The sequence below is a fragment of the Arthrobacter sp. Hor0625 genome (assembly GCF_052567525.1).
The window spans coordinates 2,294,408-2,306,195 of sequence record NZ_CP199586.1; the positions used below are offsets into that span (position 1 = coordinate 2,294,408).

Consider the following 11,788-nt stretch of genomic DNA (forward strand, 5'->3'; position numbering starts at 1 on the left):
GCCCGATTTCCGCCGCTAATGTTGAAGGATGAGCACCTCCCCGGACGGACCTGCACGCCACCACCGCTTCCTCCGCGACCTGCTCGGCGCGATGGCCTACGGGGAGCTGTCGGCCTTCGAGCGGCTCTCCTCGGACGCCCGCTATTCGCCGACCCTGAAGGACCGCGCCGTGCTGGGCCGGCTGGCCGTGGTCGAGTTCGGGCACTTTGAACTGGTGTGCGCCAAACTCGCCGGTATGGGCGTCGACCCGGAGGACGCCATGCTGCCGTTCCAGCCATCGGTGGACCACTTCCACGAGCGCACCCGGCCCGCCGACTGGTACGAGTCGCTGATGAAGGCCTACGTGATCGACACCGTCTCCGCCGACTTTTGCCGGGCCGTTTCCGGCTACGTCGACGCTGACACCGCCGGGCTGATCGAGCAGGTCCAGGCCCCGGGCGACGCGACGGCGGTGCTGCGGGACCGGCTGAAGGCCGCGCTCGCGGACGATCCCCGCCTGGCCTCGCGGGTGGCGCTGTGGGCGCGGCGGCTGCTGGGAGAGGCCCTCACCCAGGCGCAGCGGATCAGTACCGAACACGCCTTCCTCGCCGGCCTCACCGGCATGGCGGACGCCGCGGCCCTGCCGCCCGCGGCTGCTGAGGGGGCCGCCGCGGACCGGCCGGGGCAGACCACCGGGCCCGGACACGCCCTGTCCGCCGGGATCGCCGCCGAGCTGGCCGCCGCCCACGCCCGCCGGATGTCCGAACTGGGGCTCGCCGGATAGTTCCGCCGGCCAAGCCGGTCAGTGCCCGGGCGCCGCGGCGTCCAGTGCCGCGAGCAGCGCGGCAGCCGCGCCGGCCGGATCGTCAGCCTCGGTAATGGCCCGGACGACCACGATCCGGCGCGCACCGGCGTCGACGACCTGTTCAACATTGCCCAGGTCGATGCCGCCGATCGCGAACCAGGGGACCACCCCGGCGACCCTGCCGGCGTCGGCGGCCTCGGCGCGGCCGATCGCGTCGGCGGCGTACCGCACTAGGTCCAGGCCGACGGCGGCCCTGCCCGGCTTGGTGGGCGTGGCCCAGACCGGTCCGACACAGAAATAGTCCAGCCCGCTCCGGCCCGGGGCGGCGGCGATCGCCGCGTCGACCTGCTCCGGCGTATGGGTGGACATCCCGATGACGGTGGACTTGCCCAGGAAGTCCCGGGCGGCGCCGAAGGGGATGTCCTTCTGCCCAATGTGGAAGACCGGGGCCCCGGCCAGCGACGCCAGGTCCGCACGGTCGTTGACCGCCCAGAGCCGGCCGTGGCGCTGGGCCACGGAGTGCAGAACCTCCAGCAGTTCCAGTTCCTCGGCGGCCTCCAGCGACTTGTCCCTCAGCTGGATGATGTCCACCCCGCCGGCGAAGGCGGCGTCGACGAAGTCCTCGAAGTCACCGCGGTCCTTGCGGGCATCGGTGCACAGGTACAGGCGGGCGGTGGTGTGGACATCCTGGCTCATGGTTCCAGCCTAGTTCCTCTAAACTGGGCGCATACCGCGGGAGCCCGCACAAGCCGTCCACGGGCGGCAGGGCTGAGAGGGCGTCAGAGCCGACCGCTTGACCTGATCCGGTTAGTACCGGCGTAGGGAGGAATCCATGGACACCTCGGCCGTACCGGCTGTGCAGTACGACGTCGCCGTGATCGGCGGGGGAGTGGTGGGGCACGGCATCGCCTGGGAGGCGCGCCGTTCGGGCCGCACCATCGCACTTATCGACGACGCCCCCGGCACCGGAGCCAGCTGGGCCGCCGCCGGCATGCTCGCCCCGGTGAGCGAACTGCACTACCAGGAAGAGGAGCTCCTGGCCCTCATGCTGGAAGCGTCCCGGCTCTGGCCCTCGTTCGCCTCCGCCCTCGATGCCGCCGGCACCGGAGAAGCCGCCGGCACCGGCTACCTCCCGACCCCGACCCTCGCCGTCGGCGCCGACCCGGCGGACCGCCGCGCGCTCGCCGACCTGCGGGCGGTGCAGCGGGCCTGCGGCCTGGCGGTCGAGCCGCTGGGCGTGCGCGAAGCACGCGCACGCGAGCCGCTGCTCAGCCCCGGGATCTCCTGTGCCTTCGAGATTCCCGCCGACCACCAGGTGGATCCGCGCCGGCTCCTGGCCCGGACCGCGTCCCTGCTGGCCGCGGACCGCCACTTCACCGCCATTCGCCGCCGCGCCGCCGGGCTCTTCTGGGACAACGGCCGGGTCGCCGGCGCCGTCCTGGCGGACGGCAGCCAGGTCCGCGCCACCGAAACGATCGTGGCCAACGGCCTGGGAGCCGCGGATCTGCAGGGACTGCCCCCGGGGCTCTCCCTGCCGCTGCGGCCGGTCTACGGGGACATCCTCCGGCTCCGCGTCCCCCCGGCGCTGCGGCCGCTGCTGCGGTGCACGGTGCGGGGACTGGTCCGCGGGGTCCCGGTCTACCTCGTGCCGCGGGAGGACGGCACCGTGGTCATCGGCGCGACCCAGCGTGAGGACGCCCCCGCCCACGCCGGCGCCGTGTCCGCAGGCGGCGTGTACCAGCTGCTGCGCGACGCCCAGCAGCTGCTTCCCGCCGTCGCCGAACTGGAACTGCTCGAGGCCACCGCCCGGGCGCGGCCGGGGACCCCGGACAACGCTCCGCTGCTGGGGCGCGTGGCCGGTCCCGGCGGGGACGAGACCGGCGGGCTGATCATCGCCACCGGCTTCTTCCGGCACGGCGTCCTGCTCACCCCGGCGGCCGCCGCGGTGTGCCGGCAGCTGCTGGACGGCAAGCCGGACCCGCGCTGGGCCGGCTTCCGCCCGGACCGCTTCGCCGCACACCACCAGGATTCCCGCCTCCCCACCGACGACAGGACGACAGCATGAACATCAGGCTCAACGGAGCGCAGCACGCCGTCGCCGACGGCGCCACGGTCAGCGCCCTGGTCAGCGGCGTCACCGGCCGGACCCTGGCCGAGGACGGCCACGCCACCGACGGCCGGAAGCTCGGCGTCGCCGTCGCCCGCAACGCCGAGGTCGTGCCGCGCAGCCAGTGGCACAGCACCGCACTCGCCGACGGTGACGACGTCGAACTCGTCACCGCAGTACAGGGAGGATGACCACGATGGCAGGACTTGCCCCCACCACCACACAGCAGCCGGCACGGGATCCGCTCACCATCGACGGCGTCGAACTGGGCTCGCGGCTGATCATGGGCACCGGCGGTGCGCCGAGCCTGGAGGGCTTGGGCGCGGCGCTGCTGGCGTCCGGGACGGAACTCACCACGGTGGCCATGCGGCGCTACTCCCCGGCCGAGAGCGGATCCCTGTTCCAGCTGCTGGCCGACCACGGCATCCGGGTGCTGCCGAACACCGCCGGCTGCTTCACGGCCCGCGACGCCGTCCTGACCGCGGAGCTGGCCCGGGAAGCGCTGGAGACCGACTGGGTGAAACTGGAGGTCATCGCCGACGAGCACACCCTGCTGCCCGACGCCCTGGAACTCGTGGAGGCCACCGACCAGCTGGTGGCCCGCGGCTTCAAGGTCTTTGCCTACACCAACGACGACCCGGTGCTGGCCCTCCGGCTGGAAAACCTCGGCGCCACCGCCGTAATGCCGCTCGGCGCCCCGATCGGCACCGGACTGGGCATCCTGAACCCGCACAACATCGAACTGATCGTCGCGCGGGCGTCGGTGCCCGTGGTGCTCGACGCCGGCATCGGCACCGCCTCCGACGCGGCACTCGCCATGGAACTCGGCTGTGACGCGGTGCTGCTCGCCACCGCGGTGACCCGGGCCCAGGATCCGGCACTGATGGGGGCGGCGTTCCGGCACGCCGTCGCCGCCGGCCGGCTGGCCCGGAAGGCCGGCCGGATTCCGCGCCGCGAGCATGCCCTGGCCTCCTCCGCCATGGAGGGCCGGGCCGAGTTCCTCTGACCCGGGCCGCAAAAGCAGCGTGGCCGCTCCACCCGGGGGTGGAACGGCCACGCTGGAGTGCTGGCTGCGGCGGAGTTAGAGCCGGAGGATGGCGGTCATCCGCGCGGTGTCTTGCCGGGTGCGGGACCGGCCGAGGTAGAGCACGGCGCCGATCGCCGCCGCCGTGCCGAGCAGCAGCGGCAGCACCCACGGAATCCACGTCAGGCCCGGCTGGTAGCCGAACCCGGCGGCCATGAAGATGACCCAGCTGAGCATGGCCACGGCCAGGGCAACCCCGGCCGGCACGGCGATGCCGTATTTGGCGTGCCGCTTGTCATTGGCCCAGACCACAAAGCCTGCGGCCACGGCCACCATGGCCACCACAATCAGGGACAGCATTCAGACTCCTTCAGGGAAGTGCGGGGCGTACCCGGCGGCGGCCGGGCCGGGGCCTAGAGGGCGCCGAAACCGACGCGGCGGACCTCTTCGGCGCCGATCTCGACGTAGCCCAGGACGTTCGCCGGGACGATGATCTGGCGGCCCTTCTCATCGGTCAGGCGCAGTTCGGTGCCCTTGGACAGGGCCTCTGCCACCAGCGCCGCCACCGCGTCGGCGTCCTGGTTCGATTCCAGGGCGATTTCGCGGCCGATGTTCTGAATGCCGATCTTTACTTCCACAGCAAGGCCTCCCAGCCAATCAAAAAGTTTGAGGGTGTTCTCTATTTGTAGTCTAGGACTCTTTGGGGAAGCGCGAGATTCCGCGCCAAGCTAAACGGTAGACCAGGTCACTGGCCACATCGAGGTCGAGGTCGCCGTCGGTTTCCAGCCAGTAGCGGGCGCTGACCTGGGCCATGCCGGAGAGCCCGCGGCCCAGGAGCTGTGCCTCGATGAGCGGCAGCTTGGTGTCCTCGGCGATGACCTTGGCGATCGCGTCGGCGAAGGTCTTGTTGAAGGTTTCCAGCCGGGCGCTGACATCGGCGTCGTTGACCAGCCCCGATTCGAAGACCAGCCGGTGGGCTTGGTCATCACTGGCGATGAAGCGGAAGTAGGCGCGCATGACCGCCTGGACGCGCTCGTCGTTGTCCGTCGTGGAGTTCAGGGCGCCCAGCAGCAGTTCGGTCAGGGCCGACAGGTGGCTGTCCAGCAGCGCCAGGTACAGCTCGCGCTTGGACGGGAAGTGCTGGTACAGCACCGGTTTGCTCACGTGCGCCGTCTCGGCGATTTCGTCCATCGCGGCGCCGTGGTAGCCGTTGGCCACGAACACTTCCTGGGCGGCGGCGAGAAGCTGGGCCCGCCGTTCGTCGCGTGGCAGCCGGGCCGAACGCTGGCTCCCGCTCCGGCCGTTGCCGGCCGCCGGCTTTCCGGTCTGTCCCCGCGCATCCGGTGCCTGATGAACCACTGTCCGCCTTCTTTCCCTCGCTGTTAGCTCCACTTTACGCGCGGGTAATATGACCTGGCGGCATCTTCGGGCATACATTGAAGTATGGCTTCCCAGTTGAGCGCGCACGGCGACCCGGCAACCCCGCCCGCGGCACCCGGACCGCTGGTCGATCCCGGGCCGGACCTGACGCCGGAGGAAGTGGAGCGCTACTCCCGCCACCTGATCATCCCCGAGATCGGCGCGCTCGGGCAGCGCCGGCTCAAGAACGCCAAGGTCCTGGTGATCGGTGCCGGCGGCCTCGGCTCGCCCGCCCTGCTGTACCTGGCCGCAGCCGGCGTGGGGACCCTCGGCATCATCGACGACGACGACGTGGACCTCAGCAACCTGCAGCGCCAGGTGATCCACGGCGTCGCCGACGTGGGCCGCCCCAAGACGGCCTCGGCCCGGGACGCCATCGCCGCGTTGAACCCGCTGGTCGAGGTCCGGCTGCATAACGTGCGGCTGGATGCCACCAACGCGCTGGACCTGTTCGCTGGCTATGACCTGATCATCGACGGCGCCGACAACTTCGCCACCCGTTACCTGGTCAACGACGCGGCCGCCATCCTGGGGAAACCCTACGTCTGGGGGTCGATCTTCCGCTTCGACGGGCAGGTCAGTGTGTTCTGGGAGCAGCAAGGACCCACCTACCGGGACCTGTACCCCGAGGCGCCGCCGGCCGGCTCCGTTCCGTCCTGCGGGGAGGGCGGCGTGTTCGGCATGCTCTGCGCCGCCGTCGGCTCACTGATGGTGACCGAAGCGGTAAAACTGATCACCGGCGTCGGCCGCTCCCTGCTGGGCCGGGTGGCGCTGTTCGACGCCCTGGGCGGAACGTGGCGGGAGATCCGCGTGTCCCGGGACCCCGCGGCGCCGCGCATCACCGAACTGACCGATTACGAGGCGTTCTGCGGCATCGCCCCGGCCGCGGACGCCGGCACCGAGCACACCGTCACGGCCACCCAGCTGGCCACCATGCTCGCCTCCCGCAAGGCCGGGTTGAAGGACTTCCAGCTGGTGGATGTGCGCGAGAGCGGGGAATTCGACATCGTCCGCATCGAGGGTGCCAGGCTGATCCCGCAGGGCAGGATCCTGGCCGGCGAAGCGTGGGCCGAGCTGCCGCAGGACACGGACATCGTCTTCCACTGCAAGGGCGGCACGCGCTCCGCGGCGGTGCTGGCCGCTGCCCGGGCCGCAGGCTACGAGCGGGTCAGCCACCTGGAGGGCGGCATCCTCGCCTGGGTGCGCGAGGTTGAACCGCAGAAGCCGGTCTACTGAGGTCACGGTCCGCCGGGCCGGCAGGCATCAACACCCTCGCTCCCGGCGGGTCCTAGGCCGTTTCCCGGCCGCTTCCGGCGGCGGGAGCCTCGCTGTGGTCGACCGGGCACTGCGCCTCGGTGGCGGTCGCAGCGGCGCGGGCCGCGGGCTGCTCGACCGTGATCCCGTAGACAGCCTCGAGGCCGGCGACGTAGTCGGCCTGCTGGCCGTTCGCCGCGAGTTCGCGGGCCCGCACGGTGGGGACATGCAGCAACTGCTTGACCATCCGGCGCAAGGCGAACTCCACTTCCTCCGCCGCGGCGGTGCAGCCGTGACGGGCGCGCACCTTTTCCATTTCGGCGTCGAGGACATCCATCGTGTGGCGGCGCAGGGCGACGATGGCCGAGTCGACCGAGCGCGCCTGGCGTTCCTGCTCGAACGCGGTCGCGGCGCCGTCGACAATGTCGCTGGCCTGGCTCAGGGATTCGGCCTGCTCCTGCGGGGCGGCCAGCCGCACGGATTCCAGGGTCAACAGTTCGACGCCGTCCAGTTCGGCGACGGCAGGATCAAAGTCGTGGGTGAGCGCCAGGTCGATCACGATCAGGGGCTGCGGCGACGCTGCACGGATCCGCGCCAGCTCCGCCGCCTCGACCCGGTTGTCCGAGCCGCTGCAGCCGATCATGACGTCGGCGGCCGCCACGGCGCCGGGCAGTGAGTCGCTGTCCAGGGCGGTGCCGCCGCGGGTGGCCACGAAGCCGGCGGCCCGGCCGGAGGACGAAAAGACCGACACATCGGTGCAGCCGCGTTCGCGCAGCAGGGACATGGTGGCGCCGGCGTAGGCGCCGGTGCCGAACACCACGACCTTCTTGGTAGACCAGTCGGCGTTCTCGGAGAGGTCGGTGGCGAGGTCGAGGGCGACCGAAACGATTGAGAGGCCCCGTGAACCGAGGGCGGTCTGCGCACCGACGTCCTTGGCGGTCTTGGACGCGGCCTGGAACAGCCGGACGAGGCCGGCGCTGGCCGTCCCCTCCTGCTGGGCGCTGATCAGTGCCCGCCGGACCTGGCCGGCGATTTCGCGTTCGCCGACGACGGCGGAGTCCAGGCCGGAGCTGACCGCGAACAGGTGCCGGGTCACGTCCGGGCCGGTGCGGGTGTTGAAGGACCGGGAGACGAGCTGCTGGTTCAGGCCGCTGGCGCCGCTGATCTGCGAGACCAGGGCGGCGCGGGCCGCTTCCACGTCATCCGGGTGCGGCGCTTCGCCGTAAATTTCGAAGCGGTTGCAGGTGGACAGGACGACGGCACCCGCCACGGCCGGGGAACCGGCGAGGGCGGATGCGGCAAGCCCGGAAGCGCCGGTGCTCAGTTGAGCAACGGTCTCGAGGTCGATGTCGGCGTGTGTAGCCACCAATGAGAAAAGAACCACAGCACGACAATCATAGCTTTTTCGCCCCCGTGTAGAACAACAGCCCGGGGTGGGACTGCCCACGCCGGGGTGTGATTCACGCCACGGCGGGCCGCTGCCCGCGCCGTCTGACAGGCTGTCGTTATCTTTTGAGGGCAGTTTTCGGCACAATCAGAGGCATGACTCCTAGCGCTGCGGCAACCGCCGGCACGGCAAATAACGGCACGGTTAACGACGGCACGGCAACGGGCCTCGACGCCGGCCACCCCCTGATGGACGGCCGCACCGCCGGCTCACCCCTGATTACGGCCTACCGCGGCGGCACGCCGTCCCGGCGCCCGGTGTGGTTCATGCGGCAGGCGGGACGCTCGCTGCCCGAGTACCTGAAGGTCCGTGAAGGCGTCGCCATGCTCGACTCCTGCCTGCGCCCGGAACTGGCGTCCGAGATCACGCTCCAGCCGGTCCGCCGGCACGACGTCGACGCCGCAATCTTCTTCTCCGATATCGTCATCCCGCTCAAGCTGGCCGGCGTCGGCGTGGACATCGTCCCGGGCGTGGGCCCGGTCCTGGACAAGCCGGTGCGTACCGCCGCGGACGTCGCGGCCCTGCCTCAGCTGAGCTGGGAGGCGCTGGAACCGATCCGCGAGGCCGTGCGGCTGACCGTGGCCGAGCTCGGCAGCACCCCGCTGATCGGCTTTGCCGGGGCGCCCTTTACCCTCGCCGCGTACATGGTCGAAGGCCGGCCGTCGCGCGACCACCTCGGCCCGCGCACCATGATGCACGCCGATCCGGAGACCTGGACCGCGCTGGCCAACTGGGCGGCCGACGCCTCCGGACTGTTCCTCCGCGCCCAGCTTGAGGCCGGCGCCTCGGCCGGCCAGCTCTTCGATTCCTGGGCCGGCTCGCTGGGCCTTGCCGACTACACCCGGTTCGTCGCCCCCGCCTCCGCCCGGGCCCTGGACCACGTTCGGCACCTCGGCGCACCCCTGATTCACTTCGGCACCGGCACCTCGGAACTGCTGGTGGCCATGCGCGACGTCGGCGTCGACGTCGTCGGTGTTGATTACCGGCTGCCGCTCGACGAGGCCAACCGCCGGCTCGGCGGGACCGTGCCGCTGCAGGGCAACATCGACCCGGCGCTGCTGTCCGCCCCCTGGGAGATCCTCGAGGCCCACGTACGCGAGGTCATCGCGGCCGGCTCCGCCGCCCCGGGCCACGTGCTGAACCTGGGCCACGGCGTACCCCCCGAGACCGACGCGGCGGTGCTGACCCGCGTCGTCGAACTCATCCACTCGATCGCGCCGGAGTAGGCCCCCGATGGGCACCGACGCCGCCGGCCCGGTCAGTTCCGTGCCCGCCGGGACCGACCGGACCGCCGTCGTGATCGGGGGCGGTATCTCCGGGCTGCTCGCGGCCCGGGAACTGGCCCGGGCTGGCCTCCACACCACGGTGCTCGAAGCCTCGGGGGAGTGGGGCGGCTGCGTGGGCAGCCACGCGGTGGCCGGACTGACCCTGGACAGCGGCGCCGAATCCTTCGCCACCCGCTCCGCGGCGGTGGCGACGCTGGCCGAGGAACTGGGCCTGGGCGACCGGATCGTTCCGCCGAACCCCGGCGGCGCCTGGGTGCAGCTGCCCGAGGGCCCGCGCGAACTGCCAAAAACCGGGGTGCTGGGCATCCCCGCCAACCCGTGGGACCCCGAGGTCCGCCGGTCCCTCGGGCTGCCGGGCTCGCTGCGGGCCTGGCTCGACACCCTGCTGCCGGCGTCCGTCGGCACCTCGGCCGATGCCACCAGTGTCGCCGCGCTGGTCCGCGCCCGGATGGGCCGCCGCGTACTGGAACGGCTGGTCGCGCCCGTGGTCGGCGGCGTGCACTCGGCCGACCCGGCACTGCTGGACGTGGACATGGTGGCCCCCGGACTGCGCGCCGGGGTCCGCAGCCACGGGTCCCTCGCCGCCGCCGTCGCCGCGCAGCGCCGCCCCGCCGCGGACCGTCCCACCGCCGGAAACCCGGCCCAGCACAGCCCGGCCCAGCACAGCCCGGCCCAGGACAGCCACGCGCCGGGCAGCCACGCGCCGGGGCTCCGCAAGGCAGGCTCCGCCGTCGCCGGTCTCCTCGGCGGCATGCACACCCTGGTCACGGCCCTGCTCGCCGAACTGCAAGGACTCGGCGCCACCCTACTCAGCGCCACCCGCGCCGAGGCGGTCCAGCGCATCCCCGGCGGCTGGCGGATCAGCACCGGAACGGCCCGGATCGACGCCGGACGGCTCGTAGTGGCGGTAGAAGGCCCCGCCGCCGTCGCGCTGCTCGCCGACGCGCTGCCGGCTCTGGCAGCGCTCAGCCCGGACCCGGGACCCGACGTCCGGCTCGTGACGCTGGTGGTGGACCAGCCCGCGCTCGATGCGGCACCCCGCGGAACCGGTGTGCTCGTGGCTCCCCAGAGTCCGGGCATCCGCGCCAAGGCCCTGACCCACGCCACGGCCAAGTGGGCCTGGCTGGCCGCGCTGACGCCGCCGGGCCGCCACGTCCTGCGGCTGTCCTACGGCCGCGGCGGCGACGACGGCGGGACGGCCGCCGCCGGCCAGCTGCCCTCCGGCGATGAGGACCTCTACGACGCCGCGCTTCAGGACGCCTCCGCGCTGCTTGGCGTTCCGCTCTCCCGCAGCGACGTCGTTGGCTGGGACGTGGTGCGCTGGTCCGGCGCCCTGCCGTTCGCGACGCTCGGCCACCGGCAGCGGGTCGAGCAGGTCCGCCGGCTCTGCGCCACGGAAGGCGACCTCGCCGTCGTCGGCGGCTGGCTCTCCGGAAACGGCCTCGCCGCGATCGTCGCCGACACGCCCGTCCAGGTGGCGGCACTGCTGCCCTGACGGCCCCCGGACGGCGCCCCGCTAGCCGGAAGGAGGCGGTTTGGGCAAATTTTCCCCGCCGGCTTTCTGCGATTAGGCTCGATGACCATGGTTACGCACAGGTCCGAAGTTCCAGAAACACCGGCCGGTCACCATGGGGGACTCCGACGCGGCACTGCCGTGGCAGCGCTCGGAGCGGTACTGGCTCTCACCGCAGGAGTTCCTGCCACGCAGGCGGCAACGCCTTCTCCCAGCCCGGACGCGCCGTCCGCCTCGATCTCCGTCGGCATCGATGACCTGATCGGCGGACTGATCGGGTCGCCCGAACCCTCACCGACCTCCGGGACCTCTACACCGTCGCCCACTCGGGACACGGCCACGGACGAGCCGGACCCCACCGACCCGCCGGAAGAGCGCGACTCCCGGCGTGCCACGGATTCTCCCACGTCCCCGGGAACCGCGGCTCCCGGCACCACCGCCCCGGGCACCACCGCCCCGGGCACTACCGCCCCAGGCACTACCGCGCCCGGCGCCACGGCCCCGGGGAGCCCGGCGCCCGGCACCGCAGCACCGGGCACCTCGGCCCCGCAGCTGCCCACCGCCCAGGCGCCGGCCACCGGCCAGGAGGCCGCGCCGGCTGCCCCGGAGCAGGGGGCACCGGCGGCCCCCGCCGCCCCCGCAGCGGGAACGCCCACCTCCAGCGGGACGCCCCGCTCGGCGTCCACGAGGTCCGCCGCCACCGCAACCCCGGACCCCGCCCCCTCGGCCGGGGACAAGATGCAGGCGGCGTCTGCCGTCGAACCGGTGGGCCCATCCGCCCTCGTGGGCTGGGGGATCTGCCTCGTCGCCGTCTCCCTCGGAGCCGGCGCCGTCGTCCTCCGAATGCGCAAAATCTAGGCGCAGGCCGCCCCGCACGCTGTGAAATTGAGCACTTCTACGTCTTGTAGAAGTGCTCTGTTTCGACTTAGCCCGGGGGAGGGTGCAGGATGGTAA

At 72.2% G+C, this 11,788-nt stretch carries 13 protein-coding genes and 1 riboswitch; of the genes, 8 read left to right on the forward strand and 5 right to left on the reverse strand.

All coding sequences use genetic code 11. From position 1 onward, the window contains the following. The first annotated feature begins 28 nt into the window (after window positions 1-28). Entirely contained in the window at window positions 29-763 is a 735-nt protein-coding gene (locus tag ACTWLI_RS10635) for a ferritin-like fold-containing protein (RefSeq protein WP_445153831.1), read from the forward strand. A gap of 18 nt (window positions 764-781) precedes the next feature. On the opposite strand, the gene thiE is transcribed toward ACTWLI_RS10635, so the two are convergent. Next, entirely contained in the window at window positions 782-1,480 is a 699-nt protein-coding gene (gene thiE, locus ACTWLI_RS10640; RefSeq protein ID WP_445153832.1) for a thiamine phosphate synthase, read from the reverse strand. Window positions 1,481-1,506: 26 nt separating this feature from the next. Continuing rightward, a riboswitch (TPP riboswitch) is annotated at window positions 1,507-1,626 on the forward strand. Between thiE and thiO the strand changes: the two genes are divergently transcribed. From thiO to ACTWLI_RS10655, 3 genes are all read left to right on the forward strand, one after another. Further along, window positions 1,617-2,849 carry a glycine oxidase ThiO gene (gene thiO, locus ACTWLI_RS10645; protein WP_445153833.1) on the forward strand — a complete coding sequence of 411 codons (1,233 nt, stop codon included), beginning with the start codon at window positions 1,617-1,619 and terminating at the stop codon, window positions 2,847-2,849. Its footprint overlaps the riboswitch before it by 10 nt. Further along, window positions 2,846-3,082 (forward strand): sulfur carrier protein ThiS, encoded by a 237-nt coding sequence (thiS, locus tag ACTWLI_RS10650; RefSeq protein WP_445153834.1) that lies wholly within the window; start codon window positions 2,846-2,848, stop codon window positions 3,080-3,082. Before thiO ends, thiS begins: the two co-directional genes overlap by 4 nt. Before the next feature lie 5 nt (window positions 3,083-3,087). Next, complete coding sequence (locus tag ACTWLI_RS10655) at window positions 3,088-3,897, forward strand: thiazole synthase (RefSeq protein WP_445153835.1); 810 nt, start codon at window positions 3,088-3,090, stop codon at window positions 3,895-3,897. 75 nt (window positions 3,898-3,972) lie between these two features. On the opposite strand, the gene ACTWLI_RS10660 is transcribed toward ACTWLI_RS10655, so the two are convergent. From ACTWLI_RS10660 to ACTWLI_RS10670, 3 genes are read right to left on the reverse strand one after another with little or no spacing between them, the layout of a single operon-like run. Continuing rightward, complete coding sequence (locus tag ACTWLI_RS10660; RefSeq protein WP_445153836.1) at window positions 3,973-4,275, reverse strand: hypothetical protein; 303 nt, start codon at window positions 4,273-4,275, stop codon at window positions 3,973-3,975. 53 nt (window positions 4,276-4,328) lie between these two features. After that, window positions 4,329-4,553, reverse strand: coding sequence for a DUF3107 domain-containing protein (locus ACTWLI_RS10665; RefSeq protein ID WP_056737972.1), 225 nt, complete (start codon window positions 4,551-4,553; stop codon window positions 4,329-4,331). Between the two features lie 52 nt (window positions 4,554-4,605). Then, on the reverse strand, window positions 4,606-5,352 hold the full coding sequence (locus tag ACTWLI_RS10670) for a TetR/AcrR family transcriptional regulator (RefSeq protein ID WP_445153837.1): 747 nt from the start codon (window positions 5,350-5,352) through the stop codon (window positions 4,606-4,608). Window positions 5,353-5,358: 6 nt separating this feature from the next. On the opposite strand from ACTWLI_RS10670, the gene moeB reads away from it, so the two are divergent. After that, window positions 5,359-6,570, forward strand: a complete 1,212-nt coding sequence (gene moeB, locus ACTWLI_RS10675; RefSeq protein ID WP_445153838.1) for a molybdopterin-synthase adenylyltransferase MoeB — start codon at window positions 5,359-5,361, stop codon at window positions 6,568-6,570. 52 nt (window positions 6,571-6,622) lie between these two features. Here the strand turns inward: moeB and ACTWLI_RS10680 are convergent, their stop codons facing one another. After that, window positions 6,623-7,972 carry a glutamyl-tRNA reductase gene (locus ACTWLI_RS10680; RefSeq protein ID WP_445153839.1) on the reverse strand — a complete coding sequence of 450 codons (1,350 nt, stop codon included), beginning with the start codon at window positions 7,970-7,972 and terminating at the stop codon, window positions 6,623-6,625. Between the two features lie 158 nt (window positions 7,973-8,130). On the opposite strand from ACTWLI_RS10680, the gene hemE reads away from it, so the two are divergent. The 3 genes from hemE to ACTWLI_RS10695 all read left to right on the forward strand — a co-directional run bounded on the left by hemE (window position 8,131) and on the right by ACTWLI_RS10695 (window position 11,692). Further along, the gene (gene hemE / locus ACTWLI_RS10685; RefSeq protein ID WP_445153840.1) at window positions 8,131-9,261 is read left to right on the forward strand and encodes a uroporphyrinogen decarboxylase; all 1,131 of its coding nucleotides are present in this window, start codon (window positions 8,131-8,133) and stop codon (window positions 9,259-9,261) included. A gap of 7 nt (window positions 9,262-9,268) precedes the next feature. Further along, window positions 9,269-10,816 (forward strand): protoporphyrinogen oxidase, encoded by a 1,548-nt coding sequence (hemG, locus tag ACTWLI_RS10690; protein ID WP_445153841.1) that lies wholly within the window; start codon window positions 9,269-9,271, stop codon window positions 10,814-10,816. A 159-nt stretch (window positions 10,817-10,975) separates the two neighbouring features. Next, entirely contained in the window at window positions 10,976-11,692 is a 717-nt protein-coding gene (locus ACTWLI_RS10695) for a hypothetical protein (RefSeq protein WP_445153842.1), read from the forward strand. Window positions 11,693-11,788: the final 96 nt, after the last annotated feature.

What these genes read in the sequence shown, in the direction of transcription:
- ACTWLI_RS10655 (WP_445153835.1), top strand. Translation starts at nt 3,088, where the DNA reads ATGGCAGGACTTGCCCCCACCACCACACAGCAGCCGGCACGGGATCCG.
- thiS (WP_445153834.1), top strand. Translation starts at nt 2,846, where the DNA reads ATGAACATCAGGCTCAACGGAGCGCAGCACGCCGTCGCCGACGGCGCC.
- hemE (WP_445153840.1), top strand. Translation starts at nt 8,131, where the DNA reads ATGACTCCTAGCGCTGCGGCAACCGCCGGCACGGCAAATAACGGCACG.
- ACTWLI_RS10660 (WP_445153836.1), bottom strand. Translation starts at nt 4,275, where the DNA reads ATGCTGTCCCTGATTGTGGTGGCCATGGTGGCCGTGGCCGCAGGCTTT.
- moeB (WP_445153838.1), top strand. Translation starts at nt 5,359, where the DNA reads ATGGCTTCCCAGTTGAGCGCGCACGGCGACCCGGCAACCCCGCCCGCG.
- ACTWLI_RS10670 (WP_445153837.1), bottom strand. Translation starts at nt 5,352, where the DNA reads ATGTATGCCCGAAGATGCCGCCAGGTCATATTACCCGCGCGTAAAGTG.
- hemG (WP_445153841.1), top strand. Translation starts at nt 9,269, where the DNA reads ATGGGCACCGACGCCGCCGGCCCGGTCAGTTCCGTGCCCGCCGGGACC.
- thiE (WP_445153832.1), bottom strand. Translation starts at nt 1,480, where the DNA reads ATGAGCCAGGATGTCCACACCACCGCCCGCCTGTACCTGTGCACCGAT.
- thiO (WP_445153833.1), top strand. Translation starts at nt 1,617, where the DNA reads ATGGACACCTCGGCCGTACCGGCTGTGCAGTACGACGTCGCCGTGATC.
- ACTWLI_RS10635 (WP_445153831.1), top strand. Translation starts at nt 29, where the DNA reads ATGAGCACCTCCCCGGACGGACCTGCACGCCACCACCGCTTCCTCCGC.